We start from the raw sequence: 22,029 nt of genomic DNA, 5'->3' as shown, positions 1-22,029 counted from the left end.
GCTTTCAAATGTCAGAGATCAAAATCGTAATCGGCCAATTGCTTTTGCAGTCGGCGCTCCTCAAGCAGGTTGTCGATGGTTCGGCGTTTGCTCAAGTTGGTCTTGGCGACTTCAACCACAGGTTCGGCATCGTCGGCCTCCGTGGCGATAAAGTCGTCGTCCGCTTCCAATTGCTCTTTGCTGGTGCTCATAAGGTCAACTCCAGGCTAAGACTGCCTTTGGCGCTCCTTATATCGATATTCCAGCAGATGGTAAAAAAGATTTTTTCAATCGATAAATCAATAAAACCAATACCCGCTCAATCGTCAGAAGTTTTGTGCTTGTATTCACACAGATCTTCGATCCGACAGCTGCCACAGCGGGGTTTGCGCGCCAGACACACGTAGCGTCCGTGAAGAATCAGCCAGTGGTGCGAGTCGAGAAGGTATTCTTTTGGCACAAACTTCATCAGCTTCTTTTCGACTTCAACCACGTTTTTCCCTGGTGCAATGCCGGTGCGGTTACTGACCCGGAAAATATGAGTGTCCACGGCCATGGTCAGTTGGCGGAATGCGGTATTGAGCACGACGTTGGCGGTCTTGCGGCCAACGCCGGGCAAGGCCTCCAGCGCTTCGCGCGTCTGCGGGACTTCGCCATTGTGCAGCTCGACCAGCATGCGACAGGTCTCGATCACGTTTTTGGCCTTGCTGTTATAGAGGCCGATCGTCTTGATGTACTCGGACAACCCATCGACGCCCAAGGCGTGAATGGCCGCCGGCGTGTTTGCCACCGGGAACAGCTTCGCCGTCGCCTTGTTGACCCCGACGTCTGTGGATTGCGCGGACAGAATCACCGCGATCAACAGTTCGAAAGGCGAGGAATAGGCCAGTTCGGTCTTGGGCTCGGGGTTGTCCTCGTGAAACCGGCGGAAGATCTCCAGACGTTTTGCGGCATTCATGGGTGATGCGTTTCCTCGGGTAGGGCGGCAGGGCGAGTCCAGGCCTGACGGGCGGCCAGTAACAGTCCAAGCAGTATGAAGGCGCCGGGAGCCAGCGTCGCGAAATGCAGGCCATCACTGAACAGAATCAAACCTTGCCAGTGTTCCGACAGGTGATGGCCGATGCTGCCTTGACCGATCAGCTCACGCAACACCGCGAGCACAATCATCAGCGCGGCAAACAGGCCACCCAGTTTCAGACGGCTGCGGACCGGCTGGCAAAAAAAACCACTGTGCTCCAGCACGACGCACTGCAAGCCGAGCAGCCCTGCATAAAGACTGAGCAGGTGATGCCACTGCATCGCGCCGCGTTGCAGAAAAATATCGGCGCAGCCCGCCAGGGTCGCTGCCAGCATCACACTGACCGGTAGCAGGCTTTCGCTGCTCAGGCGCGAGCGCAACGGTGCCATGCACAAGCCGTAAATGCCCACGACAACCGTAAACATCACCAGCGTCGCCAGCGCACCTGCCATGGAGTCGGTGGTGCCGATCAACAGCACCAGCATCATTGAGTTCGACAGAGTTGCTGTCGTGTTCATGGCGTGCTCCCGAGCAGGGTCGTTCGGTGTTCATCGAAGTAACGCAGGGCATCGTGGATGGCGTTGATGGCCGCGCGGGAGGTGATGGTCGCCCCCGCGATCTGGTCGAACTGCCCCTGATCCTTTTTCAGCGCCCATCCGGCGTCGGTCGGTTGGTTGCTCGATTTTCCGGTGAAGTTCTGAAGCCAGCTATTTGGCCAATCGCCGAGGTGCCCACCCAGCGACGGCGTTTCGTTTTGCTCGAGGGTTTTCACACCGAGCAATCGGCCATTGGCATCGATGGCAATCAACAACTCGATCTGGCCGGCATAACCCTGGGTCTGGCTGCGCAGCAGGATCGCCACGGGCTGGCTGCCTTTGGTCGCCCGATAACCGCCCAGTAGCTGGCTATGGCTCAGGTTGACGTCGGTCAGCGTCAGAGGTTGTTCAAGCGGCAGATTGTCGTAAGCGTCGATCGGCAGTACGTCCAGCCATTTACGATTTTCAAGAAGCCGCTGTTCGGCGGCGATCTGCGGCGCATTGCTACGTTGCACCAGCCATGTCACGCCGATGCCCAGCGCGGTAATCAACCCCAGTGTGATGAGACTGCTCGTCCGGTTCATGGTGTCACCTGCGCCTGACGAGCCACCGCGAAGCGCTCCAGCGCCGGCACGCACAGGTTCATCAACAGCACCGCAAACGCCACCCCGTCGGGGTAACCGCCCCAAGTGCGAATCACGTAAGTCAGCAACCCCACGCCGACGCCGAACAGCAAACGGGCGAGTGGGCTTTTAGCCCCCGACACCGGTTCGGTGACGATGAAGAACGCACCCAGCATGGTCGCGCCACTCAGCAGGTGAAACAGCGGCGAGCCGTGGGAGTCGGATCCCGAACCGTTCCAGCACAGCAGGCTGATCACCAACAGGCTGGCGAGCATGCCGACCGGCGCGTGCCAGCCAAACACCCGACGTTGCAACAGGAACAATCCACCGGCGAGGAACGCCAGGTTCACCCATTCCACGCCGTGTCCGCCAAAGCGACCGAATGCCGGATTGCCGACAAACAGTTCGTCCATGGTCAGGCTTTTATTGATGCGCAGACTGTCCAGCGCGGTGGCCTGAACCCAGGCGTCGGGCTGCGCGCCAAGGTTGAACACCTGGCCAAAAGCTGCCGTGAGATCCATGCCATGAGCCGGCCAGTGTGTCATTGGCTGAGGGAACATCACCATGGCCAGTGCGAAGCCGAGCATGGCCGGATTGAACGGGTTGCGGCCCACGCCACCGTACAGATGTTTGCCCAGCAACAGGCCCGAGGCGATTGCCGTGACCGTCAGCCACCACGGGCAATAAGGCGGCAGGGCAATCGCCAGCAGCGTGGCGCTGACCACTGCGCTGCCGTCGGTCAAGGTGGCCTGCATCGGTTGTCGACGCAGGTGTGTCACAACGGCTTCAACGCTCAAAGCCGTGACGACCGACAAGACCAGGTTGATCAACACGCCCCAACCGTAAAACCAGAACAACGCCAGCCATCCTGGCAATGTCGCCAGCAAAACCAGCTTCATTGCCTGTTGCAGGCGCTCGTCTCTGGTTTCAATGGATGACATGGGCTTGTACCTGCCGCTCTGCTTCCTGCAGGCGGGCGCGGGCTTTTTCGAGGATGTCGGCGGGCGTGCCGTCGCGCCGTTGCAGCTTGTTCAGGTCGGCGCGAGCGTAGGCCAGTTCGGTTTTCAGTTGGCGAAGCCGGTCGTCGATCGGGCGTTTCTCGACGCGCACAAGCTCCGGCGCCGGTTGATCGCTGGCGGCTTCGGCGTTGTGCAGCGCCTGTTCGGCGTCACGCAGCGCTTGCTCCAGTGAGGCGATTTCAACTGCGGGAGCCTCTGCGGTTTGCGCTTTTTTCAGCTCGGCGCGGCGCATCGCCAACTGGATCTTCGCCCGTTTCAGATCGGCGTCCTTGGCCGGGGCGGCTGAGACAGGCGCAGGTGCCGCGCTGCTTTCCAGCTTCGCCAGTGCCTGTTCGGCGGCTTCGAACTGCTGCTGCAGGACGATCAGTTGCGACTGCTGATCGAAGGTCGGCGGATGACCGAACGCCTTGAGCGACTTGTTCAATTGCGCCCGGCTCATGGCCACGTCGATCTTGGCTTTTTTCAGCGCGGCATCGGCGGTTGCGGCTTTTTGCGCGCGCACCCGTTCAAGTGCCGCCTGCACCGGATCGAGCGTGTTGGCGGCGACTTCGACCTGTGCCGCACGCTGCGCCCGGGCTTCGCGTTCGGCCTGCTTCTGCTGTTCTTCGCGTTGCAGGCGAGCATTGCGCCGTTCGAAACGTTGCCGTGCGTGATCGCGTTTGGCCGCGCGGGCCTGCTGTTCTTCAAGGCTGGCAGCCAGGCCGCCGACCACCGGCAGCGTGCCCGGCGGCAGCGGGCGCATCTCGATGCAATCGACCGGGCAGGGCGCCACGCACAGATCGCAACCGGTGCATTCGTCGATGATGACGGTGTGCATCAGTTTTGCCGCGCCGACGATGGCGTCGATCGGGCAGGCCTGGATGCACTTGGTGCAGCCGATGCATTCGGCTTCACGGATGAAAGCCACCTGCGGCGGCGCCGAACCACGGCTGATGTCCAGCTCGAGTACCGGGATTTTCAACAGTTCGGCCAGCGCCGCGATGGTTTCGTCGCCACCTGGTGGGCACTTGTTGATCGGCTCGCCGTTGGCGATGCCTTCAGCGTAGGGTTTGCACCCGGGATGGCCGCACTTGCCGCATTGGGTCTGCGGCAGCAGGGCATCGATGCGTTGAATCAGACTCATGTTTTGATCAGTCCACTGAATCCGAGAAAAGCCACGGCCATCAGTCCGGCGCCGATCAACAGGACCGGCAAACCACGAAAGGGCAGGGGAATATCGTTGTCGGCCGTGCGTTCACGCAAATCGCTGAACAGGCTCAACACGAGCCAGAAACCCAGACCGGCGCCAAGGCTCAGCGCAATCGCATGAAACAGGCCTTTATCCGTTTGCGCGTTGATCAGCGTCAGCCCCAGTACACCGGCATTGCCCAGCAGCAGCGGCCACAAGCCATCGAATGGCAGCGTGGGTCGCCAATGCGCCAGCAGTTTCAACAACGGCGCGATCAGCAGGGTGCTCAACGGCAGGAACACAAACAGCCGCAGGAACTCCAGTTGCAACGGCACCAGCAGCCAATGCCCGATTGCGTAACCCGCCACGCCGACAATCAACATCAGACACAACGTTGCCAGCCCCAGCGCATGCACTTGACGGCGTTCACCCGCCAGCAGCGGATCGACGCCCAGCGGCCAGTGCAACACGAAGTTGTTGATCAGCGCAGCACTGAAGAGCGTAAGCACGAGTTCGGTCATGGTTCTGCCGGTGGCAACGGGCGTGTGTCACTTAAGGTTAGGCATTATCCGGCAGCCGTGGAGGGCGGGCCGGATATGAAAAATCCCACAGGCGCACGGAGCACGCCTGTGGGATCAGTCAGGGCAGAGCCTTACTTGATGCGCTGACCCGGCTTGGCGCCGCTGTCCGGGCTCAGCAGGTAGATTTCTTCACCGCCAGGGCCGGCCGCCATCACCATGCCTTCGGAAATGCCGAACTTCATTTTCCGTGGCTTGAGGTTGGCGATCATCATGGTCAGGCGACCGTCGAGTTTCGACGGATCCGGGTAAGCGCTCTTGATCCCGGAGAACACGTTGCGTTGCTCGTCACCGATATCCAGGGTCAGACGCAGCAGCTTGTCGGCGCCTTCAACGTGTTCGGCCTTGACGATCAGCGCCACGCGCAGGTCGACGGCGGCGAAGGTGTCGAAGTCGATTTCCGGCGCCAGCGGATCCTTGGCCAGTTCGCCGTTGCCGGCAGGCGCGGCGGCGCCGGTGTCGGTCTGGCTGGCGGTCAGGTCTTCTTTCGAGGCGTCGGTCATGGCTTGCACTTTTACCGGGTCGATGCGGGTCATCAACGGCTTGAATTCGTTCAACTGGTGGTTGGCCAGCAGGGTGGTGTGGTCGTTCCAGGTCAGCGGGGCGACGTTGAGGAACGCCTCGGCATCGGCGGCCAGCAACGGGAGCACCGGCTTGAGGAAGATCACCAGTTGGCGGAACAGGTTGATCGCGGTGGCGCAGACCGCCTGGACTTCATCCTGCTTGCCTTCCTGCTTGTTCAGCGACCATGGTGCCTTGTCGGCGATCCAGGCGTTGGCGCGGTCGGCCAAAGCCATGGTTTCGCGCATGGCACGGGCGAAGTCGCGGGCTTCATAGGCATCGGCGATGCTCGGCGCGGCGGCCAGGAACGCTTCAGTCAGTTCCGGTGCGGCGTTGTTGTCCACCAGCAGGCCGGCGTTGCCCTTCTGGATGAAACCGGCGCAACGGCTGGCGATGTTGACGACTTTGCCGACCAGGTCGGAATTGACCTTCTGCACGAAGTCTTCGAGGTTCAGGTCGAGGTCGTCCACGCCACGGCCCAGTTTGGCCGCGTAGTAGTAGCGCAGATACTCCGGCGACAGATGGTCCAGGTAGGTACGGGCCTTGATGAAGGTGCCGCGGGACTTGGACATCTTCTGACCGTTGACGGTCAGGTAGCCGTGAACGTTGATGCCGGTCGGCTTGCGGAAACCCGCGCCTTCGAGCATCGCCGGCCAGAACAGGGCGTGGAAGTTGACGATATCCTTGCCGATGAAGTGGTACAGCTCGGCGGTGGAGTCCTTGCCCCAGAACGCGTCGAAGTCCAGCTCCGGCGTACGGTTGCAGAGGTTCTTGAAGCTGGCCATGTAGCCGATCGGCGCGTCCAGCCACACGTAGAAATACTTGCCCGGCTCGCCGGGGATCTCGAAGCCGAAGTACGGCGCATCGCGGGAGATGTCCCACTGTTGCAGGCCGGCGTCCAGCCATTCGGCGATCTTGTTGGCCACGGCGTCCTGCAGGGTGCCGCTGCGGGTCCAGGCCTGCAGCATTTCCTGGAAGTCCGGCAGCTTGAAGAAGAAGTGCTGGGAATCCTTGAGCACCGGGGTGGCGCCGGAGATTGCCGACTTCGGATCCTTCAGGTCGGTCGGCGCGTAGGTCGCACCGCATTTTTCGCAGTTGTCGCCGTACTGGTCTTCGGTGCCGCATTTCGGGCAGGTGCCCTTGATGAAGCGGTCGGCCAGGAACATTTTCTTTTCCGGGTCGAAATACTGGGTGATCGAACGTTGGGCGATGTGCCCAGCGTCACGCAGCTTCAGGTAGATCTGGCTCGACAGCTCACGGTTTTCTTCGGCGTGAGTGGAGTGGAAGTTGTCGAAGTCCACCAGGAAGTCGGCAAAGTCGGCGCTGTGTTCAGCCTGGACGTTGGCGATCAGTTGTTCCGGGGTGATGCCTTCCTTTTCCGCGCGCAGCATGATCGCCGAACCGTGGGCGTCGTCGGCGCAGACATAAATGCACTGATTGCCGCGATGCTTCTGGAAGCGCACCCACATATCGGTCTGGATGTATTCCAGCATATGGCCAAGGTGGATCGAACCGTTGGCGTAGGGCAGGGCGCTGGTGACGAGAATCTTGCGTGGTTCGGACATGTGGGGCTTCGCTACTTGATGAAACGGAGGTCGGCCACTATAAAGCGCCGGGAAAGATATTTCACCTCTGCAAATCGTTGCCGGACATGCCGTCCGGAGGACAGAAGGGGTAGGATACCCGCCATCTTTTCCCAGTCTTGTTATCGGAGTTGCCCATGAGCGCCGTCACTCGCGCAGCGGTGGAAGCCGTCCTCAGCCAATACACCGACCCTTATCTGAACCAGGATCCGGTCAGCGCCGGTTGCGTGCGCAACATCGAAATCACCGGCGATCGCGTCAGCGTGCAGCTGGAAATCGGTTATGCCGCCGGTCTGTTCAAGAGCGGCTGGGCGCAATTGCTGCAACTGGCCATCGAAAACCTCGACGGCGTGGTGACGGCGAAGGTCGAGGTCAACAGCGTGATCGCCGCGCACAAGGCCCAGGCGCAGATTCCGGGGCTGGCCAACGTCAAGAACGTGGTCGCCGTGGCGTCGGGCAAGGGCGGCGTGGGCAAGTCCACCACCGCCGCCAACCTGGCGCTGGCACTGGCCCGCGAAGGCGCGAAGGTCGGGATTCTCGACGCCGATATCTATGGCCCGAGCCAGGGCATCATGTTCGGCATTGCCGAGGGCACCCGCCCGCAGGTCAAGGATCAGAAGTGGTTCGTGCCGCTTCAGGCCCATGGTGTGGAAGTGATGTCGATGGCGTTCCTGACCGACGACAACACGCCAATGGTCTGGCGCGGGCCGATGGTCTCCGGCGCGCTGCTGCAACTGGTCACGCAAACGGCGTGGGGCGACCTGGATTATCTGGTGATCGACATGCCGCCAGGCACGGGCGACATCCAGCTGACCCTGGCGCAGAAAGTCCCGGTGGCCGGCGCCGTGATCGTCACCACCCCGCAGGATCTGGCGTTGCTCGATGCGCGCAAAGGCGTGGAGATGTTCCGCAAGGTCAACATTCCGGTGTTGGGTGTGGTGGAAAACATGGCCGTGCACATCTGCTCGAACTGCGGTCATGCCGAGCATCTGTTCGGTGAGGGCGGTGGCGAGAAGCTGGCGACCCAGTTCGGCGTCGAGCTGCTGGCCTCGTTGCCGCTGTCGATGCTGATCCGCGAACAGGCCGACGGCGGCAAACCGACGGTGATTTCCGAGCCGGACAGCCAGATCGCCATGGTCTATCAGGAGCTGGCCCGCCATGTCGGCGCGCGGATCGTGTTGCAGGAAGCTGCTTCGCCGGCGATGCCGAACATCACCATCAGCGACGATTGATTTTGCCGCGGCGCTAAAAAAACTGTGGGAGCGAGCTTGCTCGCGATAAGGCCATGACATTCACTAATGATGGTGACTGTTGTACCGCTATCGCGAGCAAGCTCGCTCCCACAGAGTTTGTGGCAGGGCTTAAATGCGCAACCCGCCATCCATCTCCAGAATCCGGCCGGTGTAGTAGTCGTTCTCGAAGATGTACGCCGCCGAGTGGGCGATCTCTTCCGGCTTGCCCATGCGCTTGAGCGGAATGCCCGAGGTCATTTTCTCCAGCGCTTCAGGCTTCATGCCCAGGGTCATCTCGGTTTCGATGAAGCCCGGTGCAATGCCGGCCACGCGAATGCCGTAGCGCGCCAGTTCCTTGGCCCAGGTCACGGTTGCCGCAGCGACACCGGCCTTGGCGGCGGAGTAGTTGGTCTGGCCGACGTTGCCCGCGCGGGAGATCGACGAGATGTTGATGATCGCGCCGCTGTTTTTCAGCTCGACCATTTTCGCCGCCACTTCACGGGTGCAGAGGAACACGCCGGTCAGGTTGACGTCGATCACCGCCTGCCACTGGGCTAGGCTCATCTTGGTCATTTCGCCATCCTTGACCTTGAGCAACAGGCCGTCGCGCAGGATCCCGGCGTTGTTGATCAGGCCGTGGATCGCGCCGAAGTCTTCGGCGACCCGGGCGACCATGTGCGTCACCTGCTCTTCGTTGGCGACGTTGCACAGATAGCCGCGCGCCTCGACACCCTTGGCCTTGCAGGCTGCGACCGCGTCATCGAGTTTTTCCTGGTTCAGGTCAACCAGCGCCAGCTTCGCGCCCTTGCCCGCTAAATACTCGGCCATCGAGCGGCCCAAGCCTTGGCAACCGCCAGTGATAATGATTACTTTGTCGTTGAGTTGCATTCGCATGCCCCCGAGAGCAGGTCAGAGTGGTGTCCTTTAAAGAGCCTCTCGATCTGCGCCTGACATGGCCCGGCTGCACATGAGAACTGCCCCTGAGGCGACTGATACTTATCCGTGTCGCCTGTCCGTTTTTTCGACGGATTCTATTTAAGGAGTCATAAATTGAGCGTTGAAGCGGCTAAGAATGCCCGAGAATTGCTTCTCAAGGAATACCGTGGCGTGCTGTCGACCCACTCCAAATCAATGCCCGGTTTTCCGTTTGGCTCGGTGGTTCCTTACTGCCTGGACGAGCAGGGCCGGCCGCTGATCCTGATCAGCCGCATCGCCCAGCACACCCACAACCTGCAGAAAGACCCGAAATGTTCGCTGCTGGTGGGGGAGCGCGAGGCTGACGATGTGCAGGCCGTTGGTCGCCTGACCTATCTGGCCGAAGCAGAAAAACTCGAAGACGCGGCCGCCATCGAGGCTGCCGCCGAGCGCTACTACCGTTATTTCCCCGATTCGCGGAATTACCACAAGGCTCACGATTTCGATTTCTGGGTGCTCAAACCCGTGCGCCATCGCTACATCGGTGGTTTCGGCGCGATCCACTGGGTCGATCACCTGACCCTGGCCAACCCCTTCGCCGGCAAGGCCGAAATCAGCATGGTCGAGCATATGAACAGCGACCACGCCAAGGCCATCGCTCATTACGTCGACTTGGCAGGGCTGCCGAAAACGGAACCGGCGCAAATGGCTGGTATCGACACCGAAGGCATGCACCTGCGCATTGGTCAGGCGCTGTACTGGCTGCCGTTTCAAGCGCCTTGTCATACGCCGATACAAGTGCGCGAGGCCTTGGTTTCTCTGGCTCACGCCGAGGTCTGGCCAAAAAATGCCGTGGCCGACGCTTGAATTCACGAAAGGGCGACGTCATCTAAGGCTTACTGCAAGGCATTTCTTGCGTTGAGGAAACTTTGATGCGCCCTTTTTTGTTGCTCTTTCTGCTGTTCCCGGTGTTGGAGCTGTTCGTATTCGTCAAAGTGGCAGGATCGATCGGATTTTTCCCGGCCCTGCTGCTGATTATTCTCGGCTCGATGTTCGGCGTGTTCGTGCTGCGCATCGCCGGGCTGGCTACCGCACTGCGTGCCCGTGAAAGCCTGAACCGCGGCGAACTGCCTGCGCAAACCATGCTCGAAGGCCTGATGCTGGCCCTGGCCGGTGGTCTGCTGATCCTGCCGGGCTTCATCAGCGACGTGTTCGGTCTGGTGCTGCTGTTGCCGTTCAGTCGTCGACTGGTCGCCAACAAAATGCGCCAGCGCGCCGAAGAGCAGGCCATGCGCCAGCGAGCGTTCGCCGATGACCTGCAACCTCGCGGCGGTCCGGCACCGCGCCAGCCTCTCGGCCGCGAAGGCGATGTGATCGAAGGCGAATTCGAACACCGCGACACCAAGTAACTTCTGTATCGACACGGCACCTTCGGGTGCCGTGTTCGTTTGCGGGGCGAGTTCATGCAGCCGCGTGAAAATTTTTTGACCCCCGCCCTTGTAATAAGCTTCTGCGCCCTTATGTATCGGTCACCGAAAGGTTCCGACATTTTGAGTCGGACAGACTTCCGCGGTTCGCTCGACGAGCCGCAACCGGCGCAGGCCGGATTCGTTAAACCCGCCGGGACTACACCGGCCGATGAAAACCACAATTAGGAGAGATCGACAATGAAGCTTCGTCCTCTGCATGACCGCGTCGTTATCCGTCGCAGCGAAGAAGAAAAGAAAACCGCTGGCGGTATCGTCCTGCCAGGTTCGGCTGCTGAAAAAGCCAACCACGGTGAGATTCTGGCTGTAGGCCCGGGTAAAGCACTGGAAAGCGGTGAAGTGCGTGCACTGTCCGTGAAAGTGGGCGACAAGGTTGTGTTCGGTCCGTACTCCGGCAGCAACACTGTGAAAGTCGACGGCGAAGACCTGCTGGTAATGAGCGAGAACGAAATCCTCGCCGTTATCGAAGGCTGATAACCCCGTTCATTTTCCCGCTACTACAAAGTATTTAAGGAATATCGATCATGGCTGCTAAAGAAGTTAAATTCGGCGATTCCGCCCGCAAGAAAATGCTGGTTGGCGTAAACGTACTGGCTGACGCGGTAAAAGCGACCCTGGGCCCGAAAGGCCGTAACGTAATCCTTGAGAAGAGCTTCGGCGCTCCGACCATCACCAAGGACGGCGTTTCCGTCGCCAAGGAAATCGAACTCGAAGACCGTTTCGAAAACATGGGCGCGCAGCTGGTCAAAGACGTTGCCTCCCGTGCCAACGATGACGCTGGTGACGGTACTACCACCGCTACCGTTCTGGCTCAGTCGATCGTCAACGAAGGCCTGAAAGCCGTTGCTGCCGGCATGAACCCGATGGACCTGAAGCGCGGTATCGACAAAGCGACCATCGCTGTCGTTGCCGAGCTGAAGAAGCTGTCCGCGCCATGCACCGACACCAAAGCGATCGCTCAGGTTGGCACCATCTCCGCCAACTCCGACAACTCCATCGGCGACATCATTGCCGAAGCCATGGAAAAAGTCGGTAAAGAAGGCGTGATCACCGTTGAAGAAGGCTCGGGCCTGGAAAACGAACTGTCGGTTGTAGAAGGCATGCAGTTCGACCGTGGCTACCTGTCCCCGTACTTCGTCAACAAGCCGGACACCATGGTCGCCGAGCTCGACGGCCCGCTGATCCTGCTGGTCGACAAAAAGATCTCGAACATCCGCGAAATGCTGCCAGTACTGGAAGCCGTTGCCAAAGCCGGCCGTCCACTGCTGATCGTTGCCGAAGACGTTGAAGGCGAAGCCCTGGCGACTCTGGTCGTGAACAACATGCGTGGCATCGTTAAAGTCGCAGCCGTCAAGGCTCCGGGCTTCGGCGACCGTCGCAAGGCCATGCTGCAGGACATCGCCGTTCTGACCGGCGGTACCGTTATCTCCGAAGAGATCGGCCTGAGCCTGGAAAGCACCACTCTGGAACATCTGGGTAGCGCCAAGCGCGTGACCCTGTCCAAGGAAAACACCACAGTTGTCGATGGCGCTGGCAACCAGGGCGACATCGAAGCCCGTATCGCCCAGATCCGTGCTCAAGTGGCCGAGACTTCCTCGGACTACGACCGTGAAAAACTGCAAGAGCGTCTGGCCAAGCTGTCCGGCGGCGTTGCAGTGATCAAGGTTGGCGCCGGTTCCGAAGTTGAAATGAAAGAGAAGAAAGCCCGCGTTGAAGACGCCCTGCACGCTACCCGTGCAGCCGTTGAAGAAGGCGTGGTGCCTGGCGGTGGCGTTGCGCTGATCCGCGCTCTGAACGCGATCATCAACCTGAAAGGCGACAACGCTGACCAGGACGTAGGTATCGCTGTTCTGCGTCGCGCTGTTGAAGCACCGCTGCGTCAGATCGCTGCCAACAGCGGCGACGAGCCAAGCGTTGTGGTCAACGAAGTCAAGAACGGCAAAGGTAACTTCGGTTACAACGCTGCGAGTGGCGAATACGGCGACATGATCGAAATGGGCATCCTGGACCCAACCAAGGTCACCCGTTCGGCACTGCAAGCTGCATCGTCGATTGGCGGTCTGATCCTGACCACCGAAGCTGCTGTTGCTGACGCACCGAAGAAAGAAGGTGCGGTAGGCGGCGGTATGCCGGACATGGGCGGCATGGGTGGCATGGGCGGCATGATGTAAGCCAGCCTTACCCAGTAACGAAAAACCCCGTCTGCGAGAGCAGACGGGGTTTTTTTTGCCCGCGTTTCAGGGTTCAGGCGTTAACTGGACGGGCCCGCGTGTTGGTTTCAGCCTTGGCTGCCGGGCGATACAGAACCCAGTAATACGAGCCCAGACAGATCAGCCAGCAGAAGATCGCCGTCCACACGTTATGAGAAAAGAAGTGCGCGCCCTGCATCATCCGGCTGATCGAAAACACCGAACCCAGCGCAAAGGCGAAGATGAATGCCTGACGGGCCAGTCGCGGGCGACGGTCGCGCAGCACGAAGAACAACGCAAACAGGGTGAAGCCCGTGGCCGCATGACCACCCGGCCAGCAACGACCAGGCTTGTCGGTAGGCGGGCGATGATCCAGCAACTTGCTGTAGGTTTCGTGGCCGCCGAACTGTTCGAGGCTCCATGGGCATTGCACCGCTGTCACCGCCTTCACTGGCGTGACAAACGAGGTGGCCAGACCCAGCGACAACACCAGACAGCCCAGCTCACGCTTGAACGGTTTGAGCCGCTCGATGAAAAACGCACCGATGAACCCGAGGATGGCAAACACCGAAAAGGCGATCACCACTTGTTTGGCGCGGTCATGAAGGATGTCTTCGAGAAAAAAACTGTGGCGGCCGATGAAGTCGCCCGCGACCGGGTCGTAAAACAGTCGGGCCAGATCCATGTCTAGGTCGGTCAGTTCCAGCAACACCAGAATGACCGCCGCGACGGCGGGAATGCCCAGGCAAAGCCCTAAATTCAAAGGCCTTGAAGCAGGGCGGGCAGAGATCGAAACCATGGCAATTCCTTCATCGGTAAGTTCTTCAGAGAAGCACAACCGTGTGAGTCTGCGCCCGGTTCTGTCGGCGATTTGTCGGCCGCTCGTGAAAAACTCGTAAAGTCCGGCCATGCATGCAATTAACTCAAATCAATCTACCCGGCGCCTAGCCGTGAGCCACACTTGGCCGTAAGCTGCGCGGGCCAAGACGGCCGCTACCGTGTACGGAGGAGGTGCCCATGCGAATTCTATTGGTCGAAGACAACCGCGATATCCTGGCCAATCTGGCCGATTACCTGGGGCTCAAAGGCTATACCGTCGATTGCGCCCAGGACGGTCTGTCGGGCCTGCATCTGGCGGCCACCGAGCATTACGATCTGATCGTGCTCGACATCATGCTGCCGGGCATCGACGGCTACACCCTGTGCAAGCGCCTGCGCGAGGACGCCCGTCGCGATACGCCGGTGATCATGCTCACCGCTCGCGATCAGCTCGATGATCGCTTGCAGGGCTTCAAGTCCGGGGCCGACGATTATCTGGTCAAGCCGTTCGCGCTGTCGGAACTGGCAGCCCGGGTCGAAGCCGTGATGCGCCGCACCCAGGGCGGCGGCCGGCGTGCCCTGCAGGTCGGTGATCTGAGTTACGACCTCGATACCCTTGAAGTGACCCGTGAAGGCAAATTGCTCAAGCTCAATCCGGTTGGTCTCAAGCTGTTGGCGGTGCTGATGCAGAAGAGCCCGCATGTCCTGCGCCGGGAAATTCTCGAGGAAGCGCTGTGGGGCGATGACTGCCCGGACAGCGACAGCCTGCGCAGCCATGTTCACCAATTGCGTCAGGTCATCGACAAACCATTCGCCAAACCATTGCTGCACACCGTGCACGGCGTGGGTTACCGCCTGGCCGAGGGCCGCGATGGAGTTTAAGCAAAGCCTTGCCCAGCGGATCATCATCGCCTTTGCACTGATGAGCGCGCTGGTGGCCGGGGCGTTTGCGATGGGCATCGTCGCGACCGTACACCTGGTCGAGGAAAAACTGATATCCGCCGGGCTGGGCGGGGACCTGCAACGCCTGCTGCTGATGGACAACGTCTCGGACTGGAGCCACCGGCCGGAGCCGGATCAACTGTTCTACTTCAGCGGCGGGCCGGGCGACTTCGAGCTGCCCAAGGACCTGCGGCACCTGGATTCGGGTTTCCATGAAGTCTTTCGCGAGCAGCTGTCGTATCACGCGATGGTCGAGGTGGTCGATGGTCGCCGCTATGTGCTGCTGCAGGATCAAAGCGATTTCGAAGAGCGCGAGCGCGTGCTGTTCGCCGTGGTGCTGGTGGGCTTCGTACTCAGTCTGGCGCTGGCGGTGTTCCTCGGCTGGGTGCTGGCGCGCAAGGTGATGGCGCCGGTGGTACGGCTGGCGCGCCAGGTGCGCCATCGCGACCAGTTGCTCGGGCTGGCCCCTCCGCTGGCGCCGGATTACGCGGCAGACGAGGTGGGCGAACTGGCGGTGGCATTCGACGCTACCCTCGGGCGCCTGCGTCAGGCCCTGACGCGGGAGCGCTTGTTTACCAGCGACGTCAGCCACGAGTTGCGCACACCGCTGATGGTATTGGCCAGTTCCTGTGAACTGCTGCTGGAAAACCCGGGTATCGATCAGCGCGGCAAGGCTCAGGTCCAGCGCATTGCGCGTGCCAGTGAGGAAATGCGTGAGCTGGTGCAGACCTTCCTGATGCTCGCCCGTGCCCAGCGCGAAGACGCGGGTGCCGCCCCCCGGCACACCCTCGCGCAAGTGGCCGACAGCTTGCTTTGTCTGTGGCGCGAGCCCATCGAATCCAAGGGCTTGCAGCTGATTTTCGAGCCGGGCAATCCGCCCGACACCTGCTACAACGCGACGCTACTCAATGCCGTGATGGGCAACCTGCTGCGCAACGCCTTGCACTACACCGAGCAGGGTTTCATTCGCCTGACGCTCAACGAAAACGGTTTCGTGGTCGAGGATTCGGGCGTAGGCATTCCCGAGGAAAAACGCGAGGCGATGTTCCAGCCCTTTGTACGCGGCAACGAAAAACGCGGCGAAGGATTGGGGTTGGGTCTGTCACTGGTTCAACGCATCTGCGAGAACCAGGGCTGGAGTGTCACGTTAAGCACGATGGAGCCCAATGGCTGCCGGTTCGAGGTCGTTCTGGGCAAGCAGTGAGGATCAATCAATTGATGGGGGGGACTCCCGCCAACCTGTCTGATTCCTGTATAACCTTGAAATAGTTTGCCGATTTACATGACGTTTTTTTCACAAAGGGATGACCTGACGCTGACACGCCGCTGCTTAAGGTGGCGTCATCAGTAATTCAGGAGTCCTGGTGATGGCCGGCCCGATCAAACTCGATTTTTCCGAAAAGTACGACGACAACCATGCGCAGAGATATCTGCGCAAACACCAGGAAGGTCTGGGGCGTCGTTTGTCCAATTGGCGGGATCAGCAGTTGGCCCGCAAGGCGTTGACCCTCGTGGGTGAGCCGGGACTGGTGCTGGACTTGCCCTGCGGTGCAGGACGTTTCTGGCCATTGTTGGCGGAAAAACCCAACCGGGTGATCATCGGGGCGGACAACTCCGAGTCGATGATCAAGACCGCCATGCAGGCCCAGCCGGCGGATGTGGTGAAACGGGTACAACCCTTGCACACATCTGCGTTCGACATTGCCTTGCCTGATAACGCCGTCGACAGCATTTTCTGCATGCGACTGTTGCATCACATTGGCGAAGCCGAGCACCGCCGGACGATTCTGCGCGAGTTCGAGCGTGTCACCCGGGACAGCGTGATCATTTCGCTGTGGGTGGACGGCAATTTCAAGGCCTGGAAACGCAAGCGCGCCGAGCGCAAGCGTGGGCAAAAGGGTTACCAGAACCGGTTTGTGTTACCGGCCGCAACAGTTGAAAAGGAATTCGAGGAAGCAGGATTCCGGATCCAGGAACAACTGGACTTTATTCCGCTCTATGCCATGTGGCGAGTCTACGTATTACGCAAGAGGTAAGAGGATGGCAGTGCAATTTGCAGCAGAAACGGAAGTCGCTCCCGAGGATCGCTTCGACTACTACTGGAACCAGCGTGGCGAATGGGTCGAGGAACCCAATGTGCGCCGTGGGGGCGAAAGTGGTGTGCAGCGTGTGGTGGGACGCGATGGTCAACTGCTGTATGCCAAGCGTCAGACAGGCCATATCTATCGCAGTTGGCTGCACCCGTTCGGACGCCCGACCGTATTGCGCGAGCTCGATGCGCTGACCGGGGTCTCCCGTCTCGGCGTCCGGGTACCCGAAATCGTGTTTTGCGGTGCCCAGCCAGACCCCAAATTCAAATGGCGTGCGCTGTTGGTAACCAAATCCCTCGACGGCTTTCAGGAGCTTGAGCAATGGGAGGCCGGCGGCGGTCGCGAGCAATATGGCGAAGCCGTCTATGAGCGCGTGCTCAAGGACCTCGCCGAAAACCTGGCGCGCATGCACAAGGGCCGTTGGCAGCACAGCTGCATCTACATCAAGCACGTATTTGTGCGGGTGACCGGCGAAGGTGATTCAGCCAAGGTCGAAGTCGCCCTGATCGATCTGGAAAAATGCCGTCAGCGTTTGACCGCTTACCGCGCGGCTGCCCATGACATGAAGCAATTGCGCCGCCACTCGTCGTTCAGCGCAACGGACTGGAAAAAACTCGTCTACTTTTATGAGACGGCGTTTGGCAGCGCTATCAAAGGTTTATAGCGATGAAACTAGAAATTGCACGAGGTTTGTTTCTGGTAGGAGCCTTGGCAGTTGCGTCATTGGCGGTGGCGGCCTGGGAACAGCCACGCATGCAGGTGATCGGCGCCTCGGCGAGCGATCCCCATTGCCCGATGCCACGGGTGGCGAAAGCCGCCGTGGCCACTCAGCCGGATCATGATCTGTTGCTGTTCATGTTCGGACTTTCTCAAGGGATGAGGCCGCAGAGTTGAATCGATTGAAATCTCTTTCTACAAGAGCCAAAGGCCTCGCTGATGCGAGGCCTTTTTTATTGCGTCACGCCTTGGGATCGGGTTTCGCCAGCACGGTGTAAACGCACGGTAGAACAAACAGCGTGAACAGCGTCCCGATCGACATCCCGGTCGCGATCACGGTACCGATGTCGAAACGGCTGACCGCACCGGCGCCGGTGGCCAGGATCAGCGGCACCATGCCGAACACCATCGCCGCGGTCGTCATCAACACCGGGCGCAGACGAATCGCCGCCGCTTCCTCCACCGCCTCGCGGGGTGTCAGGCCCTTCTCCTTGCGCAACTGGTTGGCGAACTCGACGATCAGGATCCCGTGCTTGCTGATCAGCCCGATCAGCGTCACCAGCCCGACCTGGGTGTAGATGTTCATGCTCGACCAGCCGAGGAACAACGGAATCAGTGCCCCGCAGATCGACAACGGCACGGTCACCAGAATCACCAGCGGGTCGCGGAAGCTTTCGAACTGCGCCGCCAGCACCAGGAAAATGATCGCCAGGGCCAGGGCAAAAGTTACCCACAGCGCACTGCCTTCCTGGACGAACTGCCGGGAGGCGCCGCCGTAATCGAAAGCAAAACCGGCCGGGGCTTCTTCCCGGGCGATCTGCAACACGCTGTCGATGGCTTCGCCCATGCTCACCAGCGGGAAACCGGACAGTTTCGCCGCGTTGAGTTGCTGGAACTGATTGAGCTGTCGCGGTCGTGCGCGGTCGGTCACGGTGATCAGGGTCGACAGCGGAAGCAACTCGCCCTGGGTATTTTTCACGTAGTAATTGTTCAGCCAGTCCGGGTTGTCGCGGTAGGCCCGCTCGACCTGGGCGATGACCTTGTAGCTGCGGCCTTCGATGGTGAACCGGTTGATCTCGGCTTCGCCCAGCAAAGTGGCGAGGGTGCCGCCCAGATCCTGCATCGACACGCCCATCTGCGCCGCCTTGGCGCGGTCGATGTCGACCACCACTTCGGGTTTGTCGAAAGCCAGATCGAGGTCAACGAAGGCGAACTTGCCCGACGCCATGACGCGTTTCTTGATCCGGTCAGCCACTTGCAGCAACAGCTCGTAGTCGTTGGCGGTGTTGATCACGAACTCGAACGGCAGGCCTTCGCCGGTGCCGGGCAGGGATGGCAGGTTGAAACCAAAGATCTGCAGGCCGGGAATGCCCTCGAGTTTGCCCTGTACTTCCGGGAGGATTTCCATTTGTGTGCGACTGCGCTCGTTCCACGGTTTGAGCAGGAAACCGCCGATGCCGGTCTGCACGCCGTTATAGCCGTTGATCTGGAACGATGAGTAGTACTCCGGAAACTCCTTGAAGATCTTGATGAACTCGTCGGTGTAGGTGTTCAGGTAATCGAGGTTGGTCGGCTGCGGGGCGTTGGCCATCATGAAAATGATGCCCTGGTCTTCGTCCGGTGCCAGTTCCGACTTGGTGAACTTGAGCAGCACCGGAATCAGGCACAGCACGATCACCGCGAACACCAGCACCACCGGCCGGGTGTTGAGTGTGCCGTGCAGCATGCTTTGATAGCGGCGCTTGAGGCTGTCGAAAATCCGGTCCAGTCGATGGGCCAGACCCGTGGGGTTTTCATCGTGGCGCAACAGCACGGCGCACATCATCGGTGACAGAGTCAGGGCGACGATCCCGGAAATCACCACTGCCCCGGCCAGTGTCAGCGCAAACTCCTTGAACAGCGCTCCGGTCAGCCCGGTCAGGAAACCGATCGGTGCGTACACCGCCGCCAGGGTGATGGTCATCGACACCACCGGCATGGCGATTTCCCGAGCGCCCTGGAGCGCGGCGTCCAGCGGTGTCTTGCCTTCCTCGATATGCCGGTGAATGTTTTCCACCACCACAATCGCGTCGTCCACCACCAGCCCGATGGCCAGCACCATTGCCAGCAGGGTCAGCAGGTTCATCGAATAGCCCATCATCTGCATGAAGAACATCACGCCGATCATCGACAGCGGAATGGTCACTACCGGAATGACCACCGAGCGCAGGGCGCCGAGGAACAGGAATACCACCACGATCACGATCAGCACCGCCTCGAACAGGGTTTTCACCACTTCGTCGATGGAGGCCTGGATGAACAGCGTGGCATCGTAGGCGATCTCGCTCTTGAGGTTGGGCGGCAACTGGGCCTCCAGCTCCGGCATGATCTTGCGCACTTCCTTGATCACATCCAGCGGGTTGGCCCCGGGCGTGGCCTTGATCCCGATATACACCGAAGGTGTTCCGCCGAACGAACTGATCGAGTTGTAGTTTTCCGCGCCCATCTCGACCCGTGCCACATCGCTGAGCAACACCCGACTGTCGCCACTGACCTTGAGCGGGATCTTGCCGAAGGCTTCGGCGGACTTCAGTTCAGTGTTGGCATTGATGCTGGTGACCACGTACTCGCCTTTCACTTCGCCGGCGGCGGAGAGGAAGTTGTACTGGCGCACCGCGTTGGTCACGTCGCTGGCGCTGAGGCCGAAACCGGCGAGTTTCACCGGATCGATCCACAGGCGCATGGCGAACACCTGGTTGCCGAGAATCTCCGCCTCGGCCATGCCCGGCAAGGTCGCCAGCTTCGGCTGGATCACCCGCGACAGATAGTCGGTGATCTGCGGGTTGTTCAGTTCCTTGCTGAAGAAGCTGATGTACATCAGCGCCGAGGCGTCGGCGGCTTCCTTGCTCAGTACCGGGTCTTCGGCGTCCTGAGGCAGTTTGTTCTTCACCTCGTTGGCCTTGGCCAGCAGTTCGGTGAACAAGCGGTCGCTGTTGGAGCCGATGCGCGCGTAGATCGAAATCACCGAGAAGTTCTGGCGACTGACCGAGGTCATGTAGTCGATGCCCTCGGCGCTGGCCAGACTCTGTTGCATCGGCTGGGTGATGTAGCCCTGGATGGTTTCGGCGTTGGCCCCGGGGTACGCGGTGGTCACCGTGATCAGGGCGTTTTCCATTTGCGGGTACTGACGCAGCGGCAGTTTGCTCCAGGCCTGGAAGCCCAGCAGCACAATCAGCAGGCTGACCACGGTGGCGAGCACCGGGCGGCGGATGAACGGATCGGTAAAAGCCATTGGGTTTCCTTGATCAGTCGGCGCGGGGCGGACTGTTCTGCTCGCCGAGGGTCTTGTCGTCGCTGATGGCAATGTGGGCGCCGTTGTCCAGTTTGATCTGGCCGGCCGTCACCACCTGTTCGCCGCTCTGCACGCCCTTGTTGATCACTACCTGGCCATTGCGGCGTTCGCCGGTCTCGACGAACCGACGCTCGGCGATCAGTACCGGTTGGCCCTTGTCGTCCTTTTCGACGGTGCCGTCTTCGGCTTTCTTCTGGGTGACCACGTACGTCGAATTGCCGTAGAGGGTGTAGGTGATCGCGCTTTCCGGGACCACGATGTGTTTCTGCGGATCCGGCAGCAGGACCTCGACGCTGGTGAACATGCCCGGCAGCAACTTGCCGTCGGGGTTGGCCAGGGTGGCGCGCACCAGGATATTGCGGGTGGTGCTTTCGACGATCGGGTTGATGGCGCTGATGGCGCCGGTGAAGTTCTGGCCGGGATAGGCCGCGACCGTGATCTGCACCGGCTGACCGATGGCCAGTTTCGGTACCGACTGTTCGGGTACATAGAAGTCGGCGTAGAGGCTGCTCAGATCCTGCAGGGTGGCGATCTTGGTGCCGCTGGCGAGGTAGTCGCCGATATCGACGAGGCGGATGCCGATGGTGCCGCTGAAGGGCGCGACGATGCGTTTTTTGGCCAGCGCCGCATTGAGTTGATTGACCGTGGCCTTGTTCTTTTGCAACTGCGCCGAGAGCCGGTCGAATTCGCCTTTGGAGATGGCGCTGCTGCCGACGAGCTGGCTGCCGCGACCGTAATCCAGCTGCGCGAGACCGAGATCGGCCTTGGCGGTTTCGAGGAAGGCGGCTTCGACGGCGCTGTCCAGTTGCAGTAATGGTTGGCCGGCCTTGACCTTCTGCCCCGATTCGAATTTCAGCTCGGTGACGGTGCCGGCGTTCTCCAGACTCAGGTCGACGCCTTGCAGCGCCTTCAGCGTGCCGACGGTGGGCAAGCGCATTTGCCACGGGCGCTCGACGGCCGTGGCCACGGCGACGCTGATCGGCGGTTTCGGTTTGGCAAAGCCCTGGATCATCGTGTAGATCGAGAAGGCCTTGTAACCGGCGAGTAGCAGAATGATCAGCAGTACAACACCCAACATGATCAGCATGCGGCGACGCAGCATATTCCAGTTCCTTGGAGAAAATCAGGTGAGACAGGCGGGCACATTACCCTGAGTCCGGCAGGGATTCCAACTGCCAGTTTTTATCGGGTATCAGGGAGGAAGGTGGAGTACAGCGGGGCCGCCGACCGAGCGGTCGGCGG

Annotated in this window: 22 protein-coding genes; 10 read left to right on the top strand and 12 right to left on the bottom strand. The window is 60.4% G+C overall.

What is annotated here, in order from left to right; translation table 11 throughout:
- Nucleotides 1-11: 11 nt before the first annotated feature.
- The 8 genes from CAF79_RS19610 to metG form a co-directional block, all read right to left on the bottom strand.
- Nucleotides 12-191 carry a PA3496 family putative envelope integrity protein gene (locus tag CAF79_RS19610; RefSeq protein WP_007953204.1) on the bottom strand — a complete coding sequence of 60 codons (180 nt, stop codon included), beginning with the start codon at nucleotides 189-191 and terminating at the stop codon, nucleotides 12-14.
- 107 nt (nucleotides 192-298) lie between these two features.
- Entirely contained in the window at nucleotides 299-937 is a 639-nt protein-coding gene (gene nth / locus CAF79_RS19605; protein ID WP_085699672.1) for an endonuclease III, read from the bottom strand.
- Nucleotides 934-1,515, bottom strand: coding sequence for an Rnf-Nqr domain containing protein (locus tag CAF79_RS19600; protein ID WP_085699670.1), 582 nt, complete (start codon nucleotides 1,513-1,515; stop codon nucleotides 934-936). Before CAF79_RS19600 ends, nth begins: the two co-directional genes overlap by 4 nt.
- Nucleotides 1,512-2,117: an RnfABCDGE type electron transport complex subunit G gene (locus tag CAF79_RS19595; RefSeq protein WP_085699667.1), complete on the bottom strand. Its 606-nt coding sequence runs from the start codon at nucleotides 2,115-2,117 to the stop codon at nucleotides 1,512-1,514. The genes CAF79_RS19600 and CAF79_RS19595 overlap by 4 nt, the downstream gene beginning before the upstream one ends.
- Nucleotides 2,114-3,097, bottom strand: coding sequence for an RnfABCDGE type electron transport complex subunit D (locus CAF79_RS19590; protein ID WP_085699665.1), 984 nt, complete (start codon nucleotides 3,095-3,097; stop codon nucleotides 2,114-2,116). The genes CAF79_RS19595 and CAF79_RS19590 overlap by 4 nt, the downstream gene beginning before the upstream one ends.
- The gene (rsxB, locus tag CAF79_RS19585; RefSeq protein WP_085699663.1) at nucleotides 3,084-4,298 is read right to left on the bottom strand and encodes an electron transport complex subunit RsxB; all 1,215 of its coding nucleotides are present in this window, start codon (nucleotides 4,296-4,298) and stop codon (nucleotides 3,084-3,086) included. Before rsxB ends, CAF79_RS19590 begins: the two co-directional genes overlap by 14 nt.
- Nucleotides 4,295-4,864: an electron transport complex protein RnfA gene (locus tag CAF79_RS19580; protein ID WP_085699661.1), complete on the bottom strand. Its 570-nt coding sequence runs from the start codon at nucleotides 4,862-4,864 to the stop codon at nucleotides 4,295-4,297. The genes rsxB and CAF79_RS19580 overlap by 4 nt, the downstream gene beginning before the upstream one ends.
- Nucleotides 4,865-4,995: 131 nt before the next feature.
- Complete coding sequence (metG, locus tag CAF79_RS19575) at nucleotides 4,996-7,047, bottom strand: methionine--tRNA ligase (protein ID WP_085699659.1); 2,052 nt, start codon at nucleotides 7,045-7,047, stop codon at nucleotides 4,996-4,998.
- A gap of 155 nt (nucleotides 7,048-7,202) precedes the next feature.
- On the opposite strand from metG, the gene apbC reads away from it, so the two are divergent.
- Nucleotides 7,203-8,297, top strand: a complete 1,095-nt coding sequence (gene apbC / locus CAF79_RS19570) for an iron-sulfur cluster carrier protein ApbC (protein ID WP_085699657.1) — start codon at nucleotides 7,203-7,205, stop codon at nucleotides 8,295-8,297.
- A 129-nt stretch (nucleotides 8,298-8,426) separates the two neighbouring features.
- Here apbC and CAF79_RS19565 read toward each other — a convergent pair whose 3' ends face one another.
- Nucleotides 8,427-9,185, bottom strand: coding sequence for an SDR family oxidoreductase (locus CAF79_RS19565; protein ID WP_085699654.1), 759 nt, complete (start codon nucleotides 9,183-9,185; stop codon nucleotides 8,427-8,429).
- Nucleotides 9,186-9,347: 162 nt separating this feature from the next.
- Between CAF79_RS19565 and CAF79_RS19560 the strand changes: the two genes are divergently transcribed.
- From CAF79_RS19560 to groL, 4 genes are all read left to right on the top strand, one after another.
- Nucleotides 9,348-10,079, top strand: coding sequence for a HugZ family protein (locus CAF79_RS19560; protein WP_085699652.1), 732 nt, complete (start codon nucleotides 9,348-9,350; stop codon nucleotides 10,077-10,079).
- Nucleotides 10,080-10,144: 65 nt separating this feature from the next.
- The gene (locus tag CAF79_RS19555) at nucleotides 10,145-10,621 is read left to right on the top strand and encodes an FxsA family protein (RefSeq protein ID WP_085699650.1); all 477 of its coding nucleotides are present in this window, start codon (nucleotides 10,145-10,147) and stop codon (nucleotides 10,619-10,621) included.
- A gap of 258 nt (nucleotides 10,622-10,879) precedes the next feature.
- The gene (locus CAF79_RS19550) at nucleotides 10,880-11,173 is read left to right on the top strand and encodes a co-chaperone GroES (RefSeq protein ID WP_011335724.1); all 294 of its coding nucleotides are present in this window, start codon (nucleotides 10,880-10,882) and stop codon (nucleotides 11,171-11,173) included.
- 50 nt (nucleotides 11,174-11,223) lie between these two features.
- Complete coding sequence (gene groL, locus CAF79_RS19545) at nucleotides 11,224-12,870, top strand: chaperonin GroEL (protein WP_085699648.1); 1,647 nt, start codon at nucleotides 11,224-11,226, stop codon at nucleotides 12,868-12,870.
- Nucleotides 12,871-12,943: 73 nt separating this feature from the next.
- On the opposite strand, the gene CAF79_RS19540 is transcribed toward groL, so the two are convergent.
- A complete protein-coding gene (locus CAF79_RS19540; RefSeq protein WP_085699646.1) occupies nucleotides 12,944-13,687 on the bottom strand; it encodes a phosphatase PAP2 family protein in 744 nt (247 codons plus the stop codon).
- Nucleotides 13,688-13,905: 218 nt separating this feature from the next.
- On the opposite strand from CAF79_RS19540, the gene colR reads away from it, so the two are divergent.
- The 5 genes from colR (at nucleotide 13,906) to CAF79_RS19515 (ending at nucleotide 17,633) form a co-directional block, all read left to right on the top strand.
- The gene (gene colR / locus CAF79_RS19535) at nucleotides 13,906-14,589 is read left to right on the top strand and encodes a two-component system response regulator ColR (RefSeq protein WP_007953224.1); all 684 of its coding nucleotides are present in this window, start codon (nucleotides 13,906-13,908) and stop codon (nucleotides 14,587-14,589) included.
- Complete coding sequence (locus CAF79_RS19530) at nucleotides 14,579-15,853, top strand: HAMP domain-containing sensor histidine kinase (protein ID WP_085699644.1); 1,275 nt, start codon at nucleotides 14,579-14,581, stop codon at nucleotides 15,851-15,853. Before colR ends, CAF79_RS19530 begins: the two co-directional genes overlap by 11 nt.
- 163 nt (nucleotides 15,854-16,016) lie before the next feature.
- Nucleotides 16,017-16,685 (top strand): class I SAM-dependent methyltransferase, encoded by a 669-nt coding sequence (locus CAF79_RS19525; RefSeq protein WP_085699642.1) that lies wholly within the window; start codon nucleotides 16,017-16,019, stop codon nucleotides 16,683-16,685.
- 4 nt (nucleotides 16,686-16,689) lie between these two features.
- A complete protein-coding gene (locus CAF79_RS19520; RefSeq protein WP_085699640.1) occupies nucleotides 16,690-17,403 on the top strand; it encodes a lipopolysaccharide kinase InaA family protein in 714 nt (237 codons plus the stop codon).
- A gap of 2 nt (nucleotides 17,404-17,405) precedes the next feature.
- Nucleotides 17,406-17,633: a hypothetical protein gene (locus CAF79_RS19515; RefSeq protein ID WP_011335717.1), complete on the top strand. Its 228-nt coding sequence runs from the start codon at nucleotides 17,406-17,408 to the stop codon at nucleotides 17,631-17,633.
- A 64-nt stretch (nucleotides 17,634-17,697) separates the two neighbouring features.
- On the opposite strand, the gene CAF79_RS19510 is transcribed toward CAF79_RS19515, so the two are convergent.
- Together CAF79_RS19510 and CAF79_RS19505 are read right to left on the bottom strand one after the other, a co-directional pair.
- Nucleotides 17,698-20,727, bottom strand: coding sequence for a multidrug efflux RND transporter permease subunit (locus CAF79_RS19510; RefSeq protein WP_085699637.1), 3,030 nt, complete (start codon nucleotides 20,725-20,727; stop codon nucleotides 17,698-17,700).
- Between the two features lie 13 nt (nucleotides 20,728-20,740).
- Nucleotides 20,741-21,889 (bottom strand): efflux RND transporter periplasmic adaptor subunit, encoded by a 1,149-nt coding sequence (locus CAF79_RS19505; RefSeq protein WP_085699635.1) that lies wholly within the window; start codon nucleotides 21,887-21,889, stop codon nucleotides 20,741-20,743.
- Between the last annotated feature and the right edge of the window lie 140 nt (nucleotides 21,890-22,029).

This window comes from Pseudomonas sp. B26(2017), from assembly GCF_002113045.1.
Lineage (GTDB): Bacteria > Pseudomonadota > Gammaproteobacteria > Pseudomonadales > Pseudomonadaceae > Aquipseudomonas.
This window is presented reverse-complemented; position numbering and strand designations above follow the sequence as displayed.

Excerpts from the sequence above, each read along its gene's own strand:
- CAF79_RS19505 (WP_085699635.1), bottom strand. The coding sequence starts at position 21,889 with ATGCTGCGTCGCCGCATGCTGATCATGTTGGGTGTTGTACTGCTGATC.
- CAF79_RS19520 (WP_085699640.1), top strand. The coding sequence starts at position 16,690 with ATGGCAGTGCAATTTGCAGCAGAAACGGAAGTCGCTCCCGAGGATCGC.
- CAF79_RS19550 (WP_011335724.1), top strand. The coding sequence starts at position 10,880 with ATGAAGCTTCGTCCTCTGCATGACCGCGTCGTTATCCGTCGCAGCGAA.
- rsxB (WP_085699663.1), bottom strand. The coding sequence starts at position 4,298 with ATGAGTCTGATTCAACGCATCGATGCCCTGCTGCCGCAGACCCAATGC.
- metG (WP_085699659.1), bottom strand. The coding sequence starts at position 7,047 with ATGTCCGAACCACGCAAGATTCTCGTCACCAGCGCCCTGCCCTACGCC.
- CAF79_RS19590 (WP_085699665.1), bottom strand. The coding sequence starts at position 3,097 with ATGTCATCCATTGAAACCAGAGACGAGCGCCTGCAACAGGCAATGAAG.
- groL (WP_085699648.1), top strand. The coding sequence starts at position 11,224 with ATGGCTGCTAAAGAAGTTAAATTCGGCGATTCCGCCCGCAAGAAAATG.
- CAF79_RS19510 (WP_085699637.1), bottom strand. The coding sequence starts at position 20,727 with ATGGCTTTTACCGATCCGTTCATCCGCCGCCCGGTGCTCGCCACCGTG.
- CAF79_RS19525 (WP_085699642.1), top strand. The coding sequence starts at position 16,017 with ATGGCCGGCCCGATCAAACTCGATTTTTCCGAAAAGTACGACGACAAC.
- colR (WP_007953224.1), top strand. The coding sequence starts at position 13,906 with ATGCGAATTCTATTGGTCGAAGACAACCGCGATATCCTGGCCAATCTG.
- CAF79_RS19540 (WP_085699646.1), bottom strand. The coding sequence starts at position 13,687 with ATGGTTTCGATCTCTGCCCGCCCTGCTTCAAGGCCTTTGAATTTAGGG.
- CAF79_RS19515 (WP_011335717.1), top strand. The coding sequence starts at position 17,406 with ATGAAACTAGAAATTGCACGAGGTTTGTTTCTGGTAGGAGCCTTGGCA.
- nth (WP_085699672.1), bottom strand. The coding sequence starts at position 937 with ATGAATGCCGCAAAACGTCTGGAGATCTTCCGCCGGTTTCACGAGGAC.
- CAF79_RS19530 (WP_085699644.1), top strand. The coding sequence starts at position 14,579 with ATGGAGTTTAAGCAAAGCCTTGCCCAGCGGATCATCATCGCCTTTGCA.
- apbC (WP_085699657.1), top strand. The coding sequence starts at position 7,203 with ATGAGCGCCGTCACTCGCGCAGCGGTGGAAGCCGTCCTCAGCCAATAC.
- CAF79_RS19610 (WP_007953204.1), bottom strand. The coding sequence starts at position 191 with ATGAGCACCAGCAAAGAGCAATTGGAAGCGGACGACGACTTTATCGCC.
- CAF79_RS19580 (WP_085699661.1), bottom strand. The coding sequence starts at position 4,864 with ATGACCGAACTCGTGCTTACGCTCTTCAGTGCTGCGCTGATCAACAAC.
- CAF79_RS19600 (WP_085699670.1), bottom strand. The coding sequence starts at position 1,515 with ATGAACACGACAGCAACTCTGTCGAACTCAATGATGCTGGTGCTGTTG.
- CAF79_RS19565 (WP_085699654.1), bottom strand. The coding sequence starts at position 9,185 with ATGCAACTCAACGACAAAGTAATCATTATCACTGGCGGTTGCCAAGGC.
- CAF79_RS19555 (WP_085699650.1), top strand. The coding sequence starts at position 10,145 with ATGCGCCCTTTTTTGTTGCTCTTTCTGCTGTTCCCGGTGTTGGAGCTG.
- CAF79_RS19595 (WP_085699667.1), bottom strand. The coding sequence starts at position 2,117 with ATGAACCGGACGAGCAGTCTCATCACACTGGGGTTGATTACCGCGCTG.